The sequence below is a fragment of the Streptococcus intermedius SK54 = ATCC 27335 genome, from assembly GCF_000413475.1.
Lineage (GTDB): Bacteria > Bacillota > Bacilli > Lactobacillales > Streptococcaceae > Streptococcus > Streptococcus intermedius.
Genome location: NZ_ATFK01000003.1, coordinates 136,952 through 153,516 on the forward strand (window position 1 = coordinate 136,952; position 16,565 = coordinate 153,516).

Genomic DNA, 16,565 nt, shown 5'->3' on the forward strand with positions numbered 1-16,565 from the left:
GGGGGTGGAGTTCGTTGGAAGAAAGTGTAAATCCAACCATCACTTTAGGTCCGGTGACCTTTGATCTGACTCTACTTGCTATGTCTCTTCTAACTGTATTTATCGTATTTGCCTTTGTTTATTGGGCTAGTCGGAAAATGACGCTGAAGCCTTCTGGTAAACAAAATGTCTTAGAATACCTCTATGATTTTGTCATTGGCTTTACAAAGGGAAATATTGGCGATAAATATATAAAGAATTATTCTCTATTTATCTTTTCCTTATTCCTTTTCGTTGCAGTAGCTAACAATCTTGGTTTGATGGCAAAAGTGCAGACAACCAATGGTTATAATTTGTGGACATCTCCAACGGCCAATCTTGCCTTTGACTTAGGATTTTCATTTTTGATTACCTTAATTTGTCATGTTGAAGGAATTCGCCGACGGGGAGTGAAAGCTTATCTCAAGGCATTTGCGACACCTGCTGGAATGACTCCAATGAATATTTTGGAAGAATTCACTAATTTTGCCTCTCTGGCTCTGCGTATCTATGGTAATATTTATGCAGGTGAAGTTCTGTCTGGTTTGTTGTTAACTTTATCACAACAAGCTGCTGGTTGGTATCCAATTGCTTTTGTCTTGAATCTTGTTTGGACTGCTTTTTCAGTCTTTATTTCATGTATTCAAGCATATGTATTTACCATGTTGACATCTATGTATCTAGGTAAGAAAATTAACAGTGAGGAATAGAAGGGAGATAAGAGATGAATATTACTTTAGGTAGTCTTATTGGGGATTTTATCCTTGTAGCAGGCTCATTTCTTCTGTTAATCATTTTAATCAAGAAATTTGCCTGGGAGAATATCACAAGTACTTTTGAGCAACGTGCTAAAAAGATTTCAGATGATATTGATGGTGCAGAATCAGCTCGTCAAAAAGCAGAAGATTTGGCGCAAAAAAGAGAAACAGAATTAGCAGGTAGTCGTCAGGAAGCGACAACTATTATTGAGAATGCTAAAGAAACTGCTGAGAAAAATAAGGCAGGAATCTTGGCAGATGCAGCTGATGAAGCTGGACGTTTAAAAGAGAAAGCAAATCAAGAAATTGCTCAAACCAAAGCAGAAGCCTTGAACAGTATTAAAGGTGATGTAGCTGATTTGACTGTAAATCTTGCTAGTAAAATTTTAGGACAACAGTTGGATCAAGAAGCTCATAAAGAGCTGATTGACCGCTACATTGACAAGCTAGGAGATGCTTAATGGACAAAAAAAGATTTGCGGTAGTTGAAAAATATACCACACCTTTTGTCCAGCTTGTGATTGAAAAAGGGCAACAAAAAAATGTCTTTGAACAGCTTTATCAAATGAAAGACATTTTGGATGATACAAACTTAGTTGCCTTTCTATCGCACATTGGTGTTGATGATACAGAAAAAGAAAAAAGCCTTCGCTATTTTCAAGGATCTGATTCGCTTTTGATTGACAACTTCATTGAAGTTATTATTCACAATCATCGTGAAGATCTTTTTTATGATATTTTAGTAGAAAGTCTTCATCAGCTTGAAATGATTAGTAATGAATTTGAAGTGACGATTAAATCCGTTCAGACTTTATCTGAGACTCAAAAATCCAAAATTATTCCAATTGTTGAACGAAAATTTGGATTGCAAGTTCGTTCCTTAAAAGAAGAACTTGATGCGAGTCTTATTGGTGGCTTTATCATCACTGCTAATAATAAGACAATTGATGCAAGTATTAAACGTCAATTACAAATAGTAAAAGAAAAATTGAAATAGAAAGTGGTGTGAATTTTGGCGATTAACGCACAAGAAATCAGCGCTTTAATTAAGCAACAAATTGAAAATTTCCAGCCAAATTTTGACGTCACGGAAACAGGGGTCGTCACTTATATTGGTGATGGAATCGCACGTGCCCATGGTCTTGATAATGCTATGAGTGGTGAGTTGTTGATTTTTGAAAATGGCTCATATGGTATGGCACAAAACTTAGAATCAACAGATGTTGGGATTATCATTCTAGGTGATTTTACTGATATTCGCGAAGGTGATACAATCCGTCGTACTGGTAAAATCATGGAAGTACCTGTTGGAGATGCTTTGATTGGGCGGGTTGTTGATCCACTTGGTCGTCCGGTTGATGGACTTGGTGAAGTTAAGACAGACAAGACACGCCCAGTTGAAACGCCTGCTCCAGGAGTTATGCAACGGAAATCTGTATCAGAACCTCTTCAAACGGGGTTGAAAGCGATTGATGCTTTGGTACCAATTGGTCGTGGTCAACGGGAATTGATTATCGGAGATCGTCAAACTGGTAAAACAAGTATTGCAATTGATGCGATTTTGAACCAAAAGGGACAAGATATGATTTGTATCTACGTTGCTATTGGACAGAAAGAGTCAACGGTTCGTACGCAAGTAGAAACGCTTCGTCAGTATGGAGCGCTTGATTATACAATCGTTGTGACGGCGTCAGCCTCTCAACCGTCACCATTGCTGTTTTTGGCTCCTTATGCTGGTGTGGCAATGGCAGAAGAATTTATGTATAATGGTAAACACGTTTTGATTGTTTATGATGATTTATCCAAACAAGCGGTTGCCTATCGTGAACTGTCGCTTCTACTTCGTCGTCCACCAGGGCGTGAAGCTTTCCCTGGAGATGTGTTCTATCTTCACAGCCGTCTTTTGGAACGGTCTGCAAAAGTTTCAGATGAATTAGGCGGTGGCTCTATCACAGCGTTGCCGTTTATTGAAACACAAGCAGGAGACATTTCAGCTTATATTGCAACTAATGTGATTTCCATTACAGATGGTCAAATCTTCTTGAGCGATAGCCTCTTTAATGGGGGGGTTCGACCAGCTATTGATGCCGGTTCATCTGTATCGCGTGTAGGTGGTTCTGCTCAGATAAAAGCTATGAAAAAGGTAGCTGGTACACTTCGTATCGACCTTGCTTCTTATCGTGAACTAGAAGCCTTTACCAAGTTCGGTAGTGATTTGGATGCTGCGACACAAGCGAAGTTAAACCGTGGCCGTCGGACAGTAGAAGTATTGAAACAGCCTGTTCATGAACCACTACCAGTTGAAAAACAAGTGGTTATCTTGTATGCATTGACACACGGCTTCTTGGATAGTGTACCAGTTGATGATATTCTTCGTTTTGAAGCAGAATTGTTTGATTACTTTGATGCTCATCATGAAGGTATCTATGAAACTATTCGTCGGACAAAAGATCTTCCAGAAGAAGCTGCTCTAGATGCTGCAATTACTGAATTTATCAATCAGTCGAGCTTCAAGTAAGAAGAGAGGTGTCAGATGGCAGTTTCATTAAATGATATAAAAAATAAAATTGCATCCACAAAAAACACCAGTCAAATCACAAATGCTATGCAGATGGTGTCTGCTGCAAAGTTGGGAAAATCTGAAGAAGCAGCCAAAAATTTTCAAATCTATGCTTCTAAGGTCAGAAAATTATTGACGGATTTACTTCATGGACATGAAGCTCAAAATTCCAAATACCATCCTATGCTTGTTAGTCGTCCGGTTAAGAAAACAGCTTATATCGTTATCACATCGGATCGTGGCTTGGTAGGTGGTTATAATGCGACCATTCTCAAATCCATGATGGAACTTTTTGCGGAATACCATGATAAAGATGATTTTGTCATTATTTCAATCGGAAGTATGGGTTCGGATTTCTTTCGTGCTCGTGGTCTCCAACCAATTTATGAACTGCGTGGTTTAGCAGATCAACCAAGCTTTGATGAAGTCCGTAAAATCATTAACAAAACGGTTGAAATGTATCAAAACGAATTATTTGATGAATTGTATGTTTGTTATAATCATCACGTCAATAGTTTAACAAGCCAAATGCGTGTTGAACAAATGCTTCCAATTGTGGATTTGGATCCAAATGAAGCAGATGAAGACTACGTTTTGAATTTGGAATTGGAATCAAGTCGTGATGTCATTTTGGATCAATTGTTGCCTCAATTTGCTGAGAGTATGATTTATGGGGCAATTATTGATGCGAAAACTGCTGAAAATGCAGCAGGAATGACCGCCATGCAGACAGCAACAGATAACGCAAAGAAAGTTATCAGTGATTTAACGATTCAGTATAACCGTGCTAGACAAGCTGCTATCACGCAAGAAATTACTGAAATTGTGGCGGGTGCAAGTGCACTAGAATAGTGTCACATAAAATAAATAGATAGAGGAGAAAAGAATGAGCTCAGGCAAAATTGCTCAGGTTATCGGACCAGTCGTTGATGTCGCGTTTGCAGCTGGTGATAAATTACCTGAGATAAATAATGCACTTGTAGTCTATAAAAATGACGAAAATAAATCAAAAATCGTCCTTGAAGTAGCTCTTGAGCTTGGTGATGGAGTGGTTCGAACTATTGCCATGGAATCCACTGATGGGTTGACTCGTGGCATGGAAGTTCTAGATACTGGTCGACCAATTTCTGTTCCAGTTGGGAAAGAAACACTTGGTCGCGTCTTTAACGTTTTAGGCGATACCATTGATTTGGATACTCCATTCGGCGAAGATGCAGAACGTCAACCAATCCATAAAAAAGCTCCAACTTTTGATGAGTTATCTACTTCATCAGAAATCTTAGAAACAGGAATAAAGGTTATTGACCTTTTAGCCCCCTACCTCAAAGGTGGGAAAGTCGGCCTCTTCGGTGGTGCTGGCGTTGGGAAAACTGTCTTGATTCAAGAGTTGATTCATAATATCGCCCAAGAACACGGCGGGATTTCAGTCTTTACTGGTGTTGGGGAACGAACTCGTGAAGGGAATGACCTGTACTGGGAAATGAAAGAATCTGGTGTTATCGAAAAGACGGCTATGGTCTTTGGGCAAATGAATGAACCGCCTGGAGCACGTATGCGTGTAGCTTTGACTGGGTTAACGATTGCAGAGTATTTCCGTGATGTGGAAGGTCAAGATGTTCTTTTGTTTATTGATAATATTTTCCGTTTCACTCAAGCTGGTTCTGAAGTGTCAGCCCTTCTTGGTCGTATGCCATCAGCTGTTGGTTACCAACCAACCTTGGCTACTGAAATGGGGCAATTACAAGAACGTATTACATCAACGAAAAAAGGTTCTGTTACCTCAATTCAGGCTATCTATGTGCCAGCTGATGACTATACTGACCCTGCGCCAGCTACAGCTTTTGCTCACTTAGATTCAACAACTAACCTTGAACGGAAATTGGTACAATTAGGTATTTATCCAGCAGTAGATCCGCTTGCTTCTAGTTCACGTGCGCTTGCTCCTGAAATTGTCGGTGAAGAGCATTATGCTGTTGCAGCAGAAGTAAAACGCGTCCTTCAACGTTACCATGAATTGCAAGATATTATTGCTATTTTGGGTATGGATGAATTGTCAGACGAAGAAAAGACCTTGGTTGCTCGTGCACGTCGGATTCAGTTCTTCTTATCACAAAACTTTAATGTGGCGGAACAATTCACCGGTCAACCAGGCTCTTATGTGCCAGTTGCTGATACGGTTCGTGGCTTTAAAGAAATTCTTGAAGGTAAATATGATCATCTTCCTGAAGATGCCTTTCGCGGCGTTGGTTCTATTGAAGATGTGGTTGCTAAAGCTGAAAAAATGGGATTCTAAGAGGTGACTTATGGCTCAAATGACAGTACAAATCGTTACACCTGATGGTCTGGTTTTTGATCATCATGCAACGTTTGTTTCCGTTAAAACTCTTGATGGAGAAATGGGGATTTTGCCGCATCATGAAAACATGATTGCTGTTTTGGCTGTCGATGAGGTCAAAGTGAAGCGGATTGATGAAGAAGATCATGTCAATTGGATTGCGGTGAATGGTGGAATTGTCGAAGTTGCTGATAATTTGATTACCATCGTTGCAGACTCTGCTGAACGCGCTCGTGATATTGACATTAGTCGTGCTGAAAGAGCAAAATTGCGTGCCGAGCGTGCCATTGAAGAAGCACAGGAAAAGCATTTAATTGACCAAGAACGTCGTGCCAGAATTGCCCTTCAACGTGCCATTAATCGAATTAACGTTGGAACAAGATTATAATAAAAAGGCCATTTGGCCTTTTTATTATAAGGACAACATTACTTTATGATTTAAATAAATTTTTGAGATGAGTTGATAGTTTCCGCTTATCTTTTTTTATCAATCATTCACTATAATTTATCGATTTCAAAGAATTCTTTAGTTATGTTTTTAAGAACTGACTGTCCTTTTCTAATATTTAGATTCTAATCTTATAATATCTTCACATTATAATTTTTATATTTGCATCATAGAAAACTTCAATATCAAAAGTGTTGTAAAGATATTTAAAAAATGATAATATATAGTGAAGTTATTGATCTATCAAGATTATATCTTGTTAACATGCGTTATATATAGAGCATTTGTTCCATGGAGTTATAAATTGAAAAAGTTTTTATCCCTATTTACAATATTAATTGTATTGTTCCCATATATTCATTTCACAACAGCATTTGCAACAGATATTTCGGGTTCTCAAGTTCAGCAGTCACGTTCGTCTGATGAATCTGCTTCTGTAAATTCTGGTAGTGCTATATCAGATGGTACAAGCACGACAGCCTCTGCTTCTAAAAAAGAGTTAACGAAACCTTCTTCCAAAACACAATTTTCAGGTGACGAAGTCGATGTTACAGTAGAGGGTACATCAGAAGTTATAAACTCTTCTTTGACGGTCAAGAGGATATTGCCAAAGACAAAAGAAGAAATTACAAAGTATACTACCACGATAAACGCAGTACAAAATTCTTCTAATAAATTAGTAAATGCAGCACAGATTTATCAATTGGAAAAATCAAAGGTGACAAATTCTCAGCTTTCAACAACATTTACGTTTAAATCACCCTTAAATTTAAGAGGAATAAAGAACGATAAAAGCAATGTTGCTGTTGCAGCTATTGATCGAAATCAGAATGTTAAAGATTTGAATGCTGATATTACTCTAGATGAGTCTGGTTCTATTGCCAGTATAAAATTAGCGCGACTGCCAGATGTATATCGATTCGTCATTTATACAACTTCTGAAAAAACAGATTCTACAGTACTTTCCTTTGAAGGGTATGGAAGGATTACATTTGCCGCTGGAACAACGATTCAGGAAGCTACAAAATATACTTTAGAGGATTTTAGCAGGAGAGTTCAAGTTAAGATTTTGGTATCGGACAAAGAAAAAACAGAACTTTCTGATTATAAAGAAGTTGCTTTTAAGCAGGTAACGACGTGGAATAATACGGTTACAATTGAAGATGTTGACCTCGACAAATATGATTTAGTCAAGGTTCGGTACCAAGAAGCACACACTAATCAAGAAACAGATAGCTACAAGTTAGCAAACGATTATCCAGTGTCCTCTTATCTTGGAGGAAATTACCAAGACGATAAAGCTAGCTTTAAAAAAATCTGAGAACATTATCAAAGTGTATCTAAAAAAGACAAAATCAGTCTCTGATGGAGCTCCCATTGCAAAGCCAAGGACGAGACGAGCTACTCAAAATCGTGCGGCTGATGATGGAAATAACGCAGCAAGTTTACCACATAATAAACGAATTGATTATTTGGGCGATAAAAAGAACAATCCTGATACAACTGTGGATGACGGACAGCGTGATACATCTGACCTGTATCGCTTATATATGGATATTACAGGCAAACAACAACCTATAGATGTATTGGTTGTAGCTGACCAATCTGCTAGTATGCAATTTGGTATTGGTGGGGGACAGCCTTCACGGCATAACATACGGCGTGATACTGCTATTAATAATGCTTTGAATGGACAAAACGGTTTATTGAAAAAATTTCTTGATATGAATCCTGAAAATAAGCTTGCTGTTATTAGCTTTCAAGGAAATGTACAAAAACAATATTGGAATGGAAATTACTGGGACGCAGATCATCCGTCAATTGCAGAAAGTAAAGATGCCAGCATCTTAGCAAATTGGGGACGTCCAAATTCAGTTTCAGTACAAGCGAAAAATAGGAATGGTACCAACTATGCTGCAGGTCTTCACTTGGCAAATAAAATGTTAAACGACCCAAGCATTGCAAATAATGGTCATCGTAAGATTATGATTTTTATTAGTGATGGTGTTCCGACTTTTTATTTCCATAATGGATATAGATATGGAACAGGTATTGGTACGGATGTGAATAATGTTCGAAATTCTAAAGAATACTCTAAACAGGCTTTTGATGAGTTTAAGAATAAGAACCCAAATGTAACAACGTATACATTAGGTGTTTCAAAAGACATTACAAGTGAAACAGAAACTTCTAGTCCTGAAGTCCTTAAATATATGGCTGAACATGGGAATGGATTATTTGCTGGTGTGACTGATACTGCGTCACTTGAAAGAAGTCTAAATGCGATTGTGGATGCTACTAAAGTTACCGAAATGAATGTGACGGATGAACTAAGCCAATATGTTAACTACTACAGCGAACAACCTGATGTTAAGATAACTAGAAAGCATGTTGGGACAGGACAAGTGGAAACGCTTTATGAAAAGAATCAAGTAACTACAAAAGGTAGAGGCATTATTGATTCAGTAGGCTTCCACCAACTATCTTCCAAAGATTCTACAGGAAAAATCAATCTGAAGTTTAAGTCGAATTTTCGGATGGACGATCAGTATATCTACACCTTATCTTATAATGTGAAATCATCAGAAGAAGCTTATCGTACATATTCTCATGATAAAGGTAAATATAAGGCTAAGGGAGATGACGATACTGACTATAAAGGCAATGTCACAAGTTCCAGTAAAGAAGGATTCTATACCAACAAAGATGCTTATGCTACCTATAAAGTGGACAATGTGATTAGAACGATTCATTATAAGCATCCAGTTGCTCAAGTTGAGCCTACAGAAACTTCTTTAACGAAAGTTGCTTTTGAAAATCAAAACACAAAATTATCAGCAGTTCGTTTTGAGTTAAGAGAGGAAGATAAGCGATCTGTTTGGACTAGTGGGGAAACAAATAGTAATGGTCAGTTAACCTTATCTCATTTAAAAAAAGGAAAAACTTATTATCTATTTGAGACCAAAGCTGCTTCGGGTTATACCTTACCAGAAAAGCCTTGGAAAATAACGGTAACAGAAAATGGCGAAGTTTCCATAATAGATCAGTTAAATCATAAACTAAGTAAACAAAGTAATCGCTTTGTGATTACCAATCATAAAATATATCAGCTACCATCTTCAGGCGGAACAGGTCCATATCTGTATACAATTATTGGTGTTATGGTGGTAGCGACTTCAACACTCGTTTATGTTCAGCGTAAACGAAGGGAGGTGATGGATGATGCTTAGTAAAAGATAGTTTCAGACAATCGTTATCCATCACACAAAAAATAATGAAGAAAGAAAGTGAAAAAGATGAATTTATTGAAAAAGTTAGTTGCATTTATCGCGACTATGTTTGCTGTAGGAGTTTTTGGAACATTAAATGTCTCAGCGACATCAAACACAGATACAGCTACGTTAAAGATTACTAACATTGAAGGTAATCCAACTGTTAAATTGTATAAAATTGGTACAGGTGAGTATAATGCTAACAATGATTCCTTTATAAAGTTTAAGTATGAAAATGGCGTTTCATTAACTGAAACAGGTCCAACATCCCAAGAAATTACAAAGATAGCTAACGATATTAATAAAGGTATAATTTCGCCTACGTTAGTAAATACTGGAAATGCGACTAATGGTACCTATACATATCAAGCGACTGGTGCTGGTGTATATATTGCAATTTTGACTGGTGCGACAGATGGTCGGACTTATAACCCAGTTCTTCTTGCAGCTTCTTATAATGGCGAAGGTATATTAAAAGGTGGAGAAGTTTCAAGCAAAGCTAACTATCTTTATGGCCAAACGACAGTTGCTAAGTCAACTTTGCCATCTATTAAAAAAGAGGTAAGTAATACTACTAAGGATGGTGACAAAGATACAGCTTCAGTGGGTCAAGAGTTAACCTATAAATTAACAGTACAATTACCAAGTTACTCTGAAAATGCTTCAAATAAGACAGTATTTGTTTCTGATGAAATGTCAGAGGGTTTGACGTTTGATTATACTAGTTTAACAGTCACCATGGGTAGTAAAATTGGTAAAATTGATATAACTACGAATTCAGTAAGTATTGATGGTAAAAAAATTGCAAATGTCGCTAAAACTGCGAATGGTTTTCGTTTAAACTTTGATTATGATAATTTAGATTCTACTACTAGCCTACAGGTGACGTATAAGGCTGTTGTAAATGAAAAAGCTGTTGTTGGTAGTACAGGTAATACAAATACAGCGAATTATTACTATGCTTCAAATCCCACACAAGGAGAAACACATAAAACAACAGACGAACCGGCAGAAGGAAATGGCCTTACAAAAAAAGAAGATAGTAGAAAAGTTTATACTTATCGTATAGCATTCAAGAAAACTGGTCAAAATAAAACTGCACTTGCAGATGCTGTGTTTGGAATTTATGCAGATCAAAATGCGACTAGGTTGATTGATATTGTTAAAACAAATAATAAAGGATATGCTACTTCTAACCAAGTGGGAGCTGGTACGTATTATATCAAAGAAATGAAAGCTCCAAAGGGCTATTCATTAAATACTAAAGTCTATTCTGTGGAAGCAAAATGGAGTTCAGTTACAGCATCAACAGTTGTTACTAGAACAGAAACAATTTATACAACAAATGAATCTGAAAAAGCACCAGGTTCAAGTAGTGTAGGTTGGCTAAAAAATGGAAATTACTATAAACAAAAGATTGATGGAGCTCAAGAGGCTTATATCAAGTCAACAACGGGCTCAACTGCTACAACTTCAACAGTAGAATTGAATAAAGGGGAGGGAACTGGTACTGCTGTATTAACCACTGACATTCCCAACACAAAACTTGGAGAACTACCTTCAACTGGTGGTATTGGTACACTTTTATTTACAATGATTGGTGTAGTAGTGATGGCAGCTACAGCTGGAATTTATGTTCTTAAACATAAAAAATCATGATGAATGAAATACTGGGATTGCCTAATACAATCCCAGTATTTATATGAGGTTAGAGTGAAACATAAGAAAAAAAATATTGGTTTAATTCTATTTTTTATATTTGGTTTTCTTATTCTGATATATCCGATTGTTAGTAATGCTTGGAATTCCTATCGGGCAAATCAACTTTTATCGTCTTATGACAAAAAAATCAAATCAAATCAAAAAAAAGAAAATATCAAGATGTGGGAAGATGCAATTGCGTATAACAATGAGTTGGGAATACAACCAGTACCGGATGCCTTCTCTGTACGGGATGGTATTCATGATACAAAATATGAATCGCTTTTGAATGTGAACAAAAATGGTATTATGGGATATGTTGATATTCCGTCAATTAAAGTAAAACTTCCAATTTATCACTATACTACTGACGAGTCGCTAAGCAAGGGAGCTGGTCACTTATTAGGGAGTTCCTTACCAGTTGGTGGAGAGGGGACTCATGCTGTTGTGTCTGCTCATAGGGGGCTTCCAACTGCAGAGATGTTTACCAATCTTCCTAGTTTAAAAAAAGGAAAGTATTTTTATTTTCATGTTTTAGATAAAATTATTGCCTATAAAGTTGACCAGATTTTAACAGTTAAACCTTATCACGTTTCTGCATTATCTGGAGAAAAAGGAAAAGATTATGCGACGTTGATTACTTGTACACCATATGGGGTCAACACGGAGCGTTTGCTCGTTAGAGGACATAGGGTACCATATAATCCAAAAACATATCAAAAGGAAAAAGCAAGTAAAGGAAAAATTGATTCTAGTTTTTGGTTCCTGCAGTTGCTATCGGTTGTGATCGGATTGATATTAGCTTTTGTAGTCGTCTATTTTTATGTATTATTTACTAAAAAGAAGTAAACACGGTAAAGGCCATTTGGCCTTTTTATATTGGTTCTGTTGCTATCAATACATGATTCATCTTTGAAAATTTGCTCTCATCTGTTTTTTTGGTATAATAGGAATATGATTCAGTTAATTTTTACACTTAGTAGCCATATGATTTTTATTTTTCTTTCATTTCACTTGCTTTCTACTGTTGTGAATTGGGAAAGACTATTAAAGGTGAATGCTGATAATGCTCTTAAGATTCGATTATTAATTTTATTGCTTAGTATTGCATTAGGTTTTTTACTTAGTTCTTTCTTCCTTAATCTCTATACATTGGGACGAGATGTGTTTAATAGTAATTTATAAGATAAGAAAAGAAATACAATAGGTGTTTTGGAGAAATATGGATAAAATTATTATACAAGGCAGTTCGAATCCATTAGTTGGTTCGGTTAAAATTGAAGGTGCCAAAAATGCTGTTTTGCCCTTGCTTGCAGCAACTATTCTAGCGACGACAGGGAAAACAATTCTAACCAATGTTCCGGTTCTATCGGATGTGTTTACGATGAACAATGTGGTTCGTGGATTGAATACAAAAGTGACTTTTGAGCAAGAAGAGAACAGGATTACGGTGGATGCTACACAGCCGTTGAGTGAAGAAGCGCCTTATAAATATGTGAGTAAAATGCGTGCTTCTATCGTGGTATTAGGTCCGATTTTGGCACGTAATGGTCATGCCAAAGTTTCTATGCCTGGTGGTTGTACGATTGGAAGTCGTCCTATTGACCTTCATTTGAAAGGATTAGAGGCAATGGGGGCTGAAATTAAGCAGACGGCTGGATTTATTGAGGCCAAAGCTAACCGATTGCATGGAGCTCATATTTACATGGATTTTCCAAGTGTGGGTGCGACGCAAAATATCATGATGGCAGCAACTTTAGCAGATGGTGTAACAGTGATTGAAAATGCAGCGCGCGAACCGGAGATTGTTGATTTAGCTGTTTTATTGAACAAAATGGGAGCTAAAGTTCGTGGTGCAGGTACAGAGACACTAACCATTACTGGAGTTGAGGAGCTGATGGGGACAAGCCATAGTGTAGTACAAGACCGCATTGAAGCCGGGACTTTTATGGTAGCAGGTGCTATGACTGGTGGTAATATTCTTATTCAAGACGCTATCTGGGAGCATAATCGTCCACTTATTGCGAAATTGCTAGAAATGGGTGTCTCTGTTACCGAGGAAAATGAGGGGATTCGGATTCGTTCAGATTTGGGCAAACTGAAGGCAGTCAATGTCAAAACACTTCCTCATCCTGGTTTCCCAACAGATATGCAGGCACAATTTACAGCTTTGATGACGGTTGCTAAGGGCGAATCCACTATGATTGAGACTGTTTTTGAGAATCGTTTCCAACATCTGGAAGAAATGCGTCGAATGGGTCTACACTCGGAAATTATGCGAGACACAGCTCGTATTGTTGGTGGCCAAGCTTTGCAAGGGGCCGAAGTGATGTCAACGGACTTGCGTGCAAGTGCCGCGCTAATTTTGACTGGTTTGGTTGCAGACGGTGAAACAAAAGTAGGACAACTAACTCATTTGGATAGAGGTTATTATCAATTTCATAAAAAACTAGCTAATTTGGGTGCAAATATTAAGCGAGTGAAGGAAGAAGACGATGAATAATAATTTGAAATATGTTAAAAAACAAGTCGGAATTGTTTTGGCCGTCTTATTGTTTGGTTTGATTTTGTTTGCACTTGGCTTGGTTGTTGGCTATGGTGGAAAAAATCCATGGGATATTCTATCTCCAGACAAGTGGCAGGAGATTGTTAGCAAATTTACAGGACGATAGTATTTATTGAAAGAAGGTTGAGAGTTGCTCAGCCTCCTATTTTATTTTAAGAAAGGAGAAAAATGTCGCAGAGAAAATCCAATCAAAAAGTAATGCAGAGTGTTATTGGAGGGATTATTGCACTTAGTTTAGCTATTGGTGCTTATTATTTTCGAACAAATAATAATGGTACAGTTCATCAAGATAGTTCTGCCATTAACAAAAGTCTCGAGCAACATCATGCGGGTCCTAGTAAAGATCTGGCTCAGAGTGTATTGACAGGTAATGTGCGTTCACAATTTAAAGGGAAAATCGAGTGGAATGGCGCAGGAGCTTTTATTGTCAATGAGAATAAAAATGATTTAGATGCTAAAGTGGGAAGTATTCCTTATGCGGATAATAAGACAAAATTGGTCAGAGGTCGAACTGTTCCGACGGTAGCAAATGCTCTTTTGTCTAAAGCTACTCGTCAGTATAGGAATCGTGAAGAAACAGGTAATGGTTCAACAACTTGGACACCTGCTGGCTGGCATCAGGTGAAGCATTTATCAGGTGAATATCATCATGCAGTTGACCGTGGACATCTGCTAGGCTATGCCTTGATTGGTAACTTGAAAGGTTTTGATGCTTCGACTAGCAATCCTAAAAATATTGCGGTGCAAACGGCTTGGGCGAATCAAGCAAATGCTAGCCATTCTACAGGTCAAAATTTTTATGAAACGAAAGTACGTAAAGCTCTTGATAAAAATAAACGAGTTCGGTATCGAGTAACCTTGATTTACGCAAGTGAGCAGGATTTAGTACCGGTTGGTTCACATATTGAAGCCAAGTCTAGCGACGGTAGTTTGGAAATAAATGTCTTTGTGCCAAACGTACAGACAGGAATTCGATTAAATTATCAGACAGGAGAAGTGACGGTCACCAACTAAATTTGGAGTTAATAGCTCATATGCTTTTGCATTTTTATCATCTTTTTGTTATACTGTTTTTGCATAGGCGTGCTTTGGCACGCTCTATTTTGTCTAAAAAGTGTATAAGTGCTTTTTTATTGCGGATTATTTTATGATGTAGGGAGGAGAAACATGAAGTATATTTGGTCTTATTTGAAAAAATATCCAAAATGGTTGCTATTGGATTTCTTTGGTGCTGTCTTCTTTGTTGTGGTGAATCTCGGTTTACCGACTGTTTTAGCACGGATGATTGATGAAGGGATTAATCAAGAAGACAACAACCGTTTGTATTATTGGGCGATTGTGATGCTTATTGTGATTTTGTTGGGAATTTTGGGGCGGATCGTGCTTTCTTATGCAGCTGGTAAGTTGACAACGAGTATGGTGCGTGATATGCGTAATGACATCTACGACAAATTGCAAGAGTATTCCCATCATGAATACGAGCAGATTGGTGTTTCATCCTTAGTGACACGGATTACCAGTGATGCTTTTGTTTTGATGCAGTTCGCAGAACAATCCCTAAAAATGGGTGTCATTACACCAATGATGATGATTTCTAGTGTGATGATGATTTTTTTCACTAGTCCTTCCTTGGCTTGGATTGTTGCAATTTCTGTTCCTTTCCTCGGTATTGTCGTTTGGTATATAGCGGTCAAGACTCGTCCTTTATCAGAAAAACAACAAAAAACTTTAGATAAAATCAATCAATATGCACGTGAGAATTTAATGGGTCTGCGCGTTATTCGTGCTTTTGCTCGAGAAGAATTTCAAGAAGAGCGTTTTGCTTCACAAAATGATATTTATGCGAATAATTCGAATCGTCTGTTCAAGTTAACTGGTTTGACAGAACCTCTTTTTGTTCAAATTATCATCGCGATGATTGTTGCCATTGTCTGCTTTGCTTTAAAACCACTAGGTACAGGAGATTTGCAAATTGGAGATTTGGTTGCTTTTATCGAATACAGTTTTCATGCATTGCTGTCATTTCTGTTGCTATCTAGCTTGTTTACTATGTATCCTAGAACTGCTGTTTCGAGTGAACGGTTGAAAGAAGTAATGAAAATACCCATTTCGATCAATCCAAACGAAGATGGTGTGATTGAGACAGAGAGTCATGGTTATTTAGAGTTTGATAATGTTACCTTTGCATATCCTGGTGAGACAGAGAGTCCAGTCTTGCATAATATTTCCTTCAAAGCAAAACCTGGTGAAACAATTGCCTTTATTGGTTCAACAGGTTCAGGGAAATCATCTCTGGTGCAGTTAATTCCACGCTTCTATGATGTAACTTTAGGAAAAATTTTAGTGGATGGGGTAGATGTGCGCTCCTATAATCTAAAAGCATTGCGGCAGAAGATAGGCTTCATTCCACAAAAGGCTTTGCTATTTACGGGAACAATCGCAGAAAATCTGCGGTATGGGAAAGAACATGCCAGTTATGAAGAATTGACACAAGCGGCAGATGTAGCACAAGCTAGAGATTTTATCGAAAGTAAGGAAGAACGCTTTGAAACCCATTTAGCTGAAGGGGGAAGCAATCTCTCAGGTGGGCAAAAGCAACGCCTTTCTATCGCACGTGCTGTCGTGAAAGAACCAGATATTTATATCTTTGATGATTCATTTTCTGCGTTGGACTATAAGACCGATGCCATTCTTCGAAGTCGACTCAAAGAAGTTACGCAAAATGCTACTGTATTGATTGTAGCACAACGTGTGGGAACCATTATGGATGCAGATCAGATTATTGTTCTGGATAAGGGAGAAATTGTCGGGCGCGGAACACATGAAGAATTGTTGCAACAAAACGATATCTATCGTGAAATTGCTAATTCTCAGCTTAATAGTCAGTCACTAACAGAAGAATAGGAG

The 16,565-nt window shown here is 37.6% G+C and carries 16 protein-coding genes; all 16 read left to right on the forward strand.

Features of this window, described 5'->3' with window-relative positions; translation table 11 throughout:
• Positions 1–14: 14 nt before the first annotated feature.
• The 16 genes from atpB (at position 15) to HMPREF1654_RS04830 (ending at position 16,562) form a co-directional block, all read left to right on the forward strand.
• Positions 15–728 carry a F0F1 ATP synthase subunit A gene (gene atpB / locus HMPREF1654_RS04765; RefSeq protein ID WP_003076253.1) on the forward strand — a complete coding sequence of 238 codons (714 nt, stop codon included), beginning with the start codon at positions 15–17 and terminating at the stop codon, positions 726–728.
• Between the two features lie 14 nt (positions 729–742).
• Positions 743–1,237 carry a F0F1 ATP synthase subunit B gene (gene atpF / locus HMPREF1654_RS04770; protein WP_003037243.1) on the forward strand — a complete coding sequence of 165 codons (495 nt, stop codon included), beginning with the start codon at positions 743–745 and terminating at the stop codon, positions 1,235–1,237.
• Positions 1,237–1,773, forward strand: a complete 537-nt coding sequence (locus HMPREF1654_RS04775) for a F0F1 ATP synthase subunit delta (RefSeq protein WP_003076989.1) — start codon at positions 1,237–1,239, stop codon at positions 1,771–1,773. The genes atpF and HMPREF1654_RS04775 overlap by 1 nt, the downstream gene beginning before the upstream one ends.
• 15 nt (positions 1,774–1,788) lie before the next feature.
• Positions 1,789–3,294: a F0F1 ATP synthase subunit alpha gene (atpA, locus tag HMPREF1654_RS04780; protein ID WP_003069752.1), complete on the forward strand. Its 1,506-nt coding sequence runs from the start codon at positions 1,789–1,791 to the stop codon at positions 3,292–3,294.
• Between the two features lie 15 nt (positions 3,295–3,309).
• Complete coding sequence (locus tag HMPREF1654_RS04785; protein ID WP_003069751.1) at positions 3,310–4,188, forward strand: F0F1 ATP synthase subunit gamma; 879 nt, start codon at positions 3,310–3,312, stop codon at positions 4,186–4,188.
• 34 nt (positions 4,189–4,222) lie between these two features.
• Positions 4,223–5,629 carry a F0F1 ATP synthase subunit beta gene (gene atpD / locus HMPREF1654_RS04790; RefSeq protein WP_003076325.1) on the forward strand — a complete coding sequence of 469 codons (1,407 nt, stop codon included), beginning with the start codon at positions 4,223–4,225 and terminating at the stop codon, positions 5,627–5,629.
• Positions 5,630–5,639: 10 nt separating this feature from the next.
• The gene (locus tag HMPREF1654_RS04795) at positions 5,640–6,059 is read left to right on the forward strand and encodes a F0F1 ATP synthase subunit epsilon (protein WP_003069748.1); all 420 of its coding nucleotides are present in this window, start codon (positions 5,640–5,642) and stop codon (positions 6,057–6,059) included.
• Between the two features lie 364 nt (positions 6,060–6,423).
• Positions 6,424–7,440 carry a hypothetical protein gene (locus HMPREF1654_RS10215; protein ID WP_016670389.1) on the forward strand — a complete coding sequence of 339 codons (1,017 nt, stop codon included), beginning with the start codon at positions 6,424–6,426 and terminating at the stop codon, positions 7,438–7,440.
• 13 nt (positions 7,441–7,453) lie between these two features.
• Entirely contained in the window at positions 7,454–9,349 is a 1,896-nt protein-coding gene (locus HMPREF1654_RS10220; RefSeq protein ID WP_016670390.1) for a VWA domain-containing protein, read from the forward strand.
• 66 nt (positions 9,350–9,415) lie between these two features.
• Entirely contained in the window at positions 9,416–11,050 is a 1,635-nt protein-coding gene (locus HMPREF1654_RS04805; protein ID WP_003076532.1) for a SpaA isopeptide-forming pilin-related protein, read from the forward strand.
• Positions 11,051–11,104: 54 nt separating this feature from the next.
• Positions 11,105–11,941 carry a class C sortase gene (locus HMPREF1654_RS04810; protein WP_003076412.1) on the forward strand — a complete coding sequence of 279 codons (837 nt, stop codon included), beginning with the start codon at positions 11,105–11,107 and terminating at the stop codon, positions 11,939–11,941.
• Between the two features lie 105 nt (positions 11,942–12,046).
• A complete protein-coding gene (locus HMPREF1654_RS09775) occupies positions 12,047–12,277 on the forward strand; it encodes a DUF1146 family protein (RefSeq protein WP_014829739.1) in 231 nt (76 codons plus the stop codon).
• Between the two features lie 37 nt (positions 12,278–12,314).
• On the forward strand, positions 12,315–13,595 hold the full coding sequence (murA, locus tag HMPREF1654_RS04815; protein ID WP_003072160.1) for a UDP-N-acetylglucosamine 1-carboxyvinyltransferase: 1,281 nt from the start codon (positions 12,315–12,317) through the stop codon (positions 13,593–13,595).
• Positions 13,588–13,764, forward strand: a complete 177-nt coding sequence (locus tag HMPREF1654_RS04820; RefSeq protein WP_003072163.1) for a DNA-directed RNA polymerase subunit beta — start codon at positions 13,588–13,590, stop codon at positions 13,762–13,764. The genes murA and HMPREF1654_RS04820 overlap by 8 nt, the downstream gene beginning before the upstream one ends.
• 62 nt (positions 13,765–13,826) lie before the next feature.
• Positions 13,827–14,672 carry a DNA/RNA non-specific endonuclease gene (locus tag HMPREF1654_RS04825; RefSeq protein ID WP_003076919.1) on the forward strand — a complete coding sequence of 282 codons (846 nt, stop codon included), beginning with the start codon at positions 13,827–13,829 and terminating at the stop codon, positions 14,670–14,672.
• Positions 14,673–14,825: 153 nt separating this feature from the next.
• Entirely contained in the window at positions 14,826–16,562 is a 1,737-nt protein-coding gene (locus HMPREF1654_RS04830; protein WP_003076797.1) for an ABC transporter ATP-binding protein, read from the forward strand.
• Positions 16,563–16,565: the final 3 nt, after the last annotated feature.

Coding starts and splice junctions, on each gene's coding strand:
- atpF (WP_003037243.1), top strand. CDS start 743: ATGAATATTACTTTAGGTAGTCTTATTGGGGATTTTATCCTTGTAGCA.
- HMPREF1654_RS04775 (WP_003076989.1), top strand. CDS start 1,237: ATGGACAAAAAAAGATTTGCGGTAGTTGAAAAATATACCACACCTTTT.
- HMPREF1654_RS04785 (WP_003069751.1), top strand. CDS start 3,310: ATGGCAGTTTCATTAAATGATATAAAAAATAAAATTGCATCCACAAAA.
- atpD (WP_003076325.1), top strand. CDS start 4,223: ATGAGCTCAGGCAAAATTGCTCAGGTTATCGGACCAGTCGTTGATGTC.
- HMPREF1654_RS04795 (WP_003069748.1), top strand. CDS start 5,640: ATGGCTCAAATGACAGTACAAATCGTTACACCTGATGGTCTGGTTTTT.
- HMPREF1654_RS04805 (WP_003076532.1), top strand. CDS start 9,416: ATGAATTTATTGAAAAAGTTAGTTGCATTTATCGCGACTATGTTTGCT.
- HMPREF1654_RS09775 (WP_014829739.1), top strand. CDS start 12,047: ATGATTCAGTTAATTTTTACACTTAGTAGCCATATGATTTTTATTTTT.
- murA (WP_003072160.1), top strand. CDS start 12,315: ATGGATAAAATTATTATACAAGGCAGTTCGAATCCATTAGTTGGTTCG.
- HMPREF1654_RS04820 (WP_003072163.1), top strand. CDS start 13,588: ATGAATAATAATTTGAAATATGTTAAAAAACAAGTCGGAATTGTTTTG.
- HMPREF1654_RS04825 (WP_003076919.1), top strand. CDS start 13,827: ATGTCGCAGAGAAAATCCAATCAAAAAGTAATGCAGAGTGTTATTGGA.
- HMPREF1654_RS04830 (WP_003076797.1), top strand. CDS start 14,826: ATGAAGTATATTTGGTCTTATTTGAAAAAATATCCAAAATGGTTGCTA.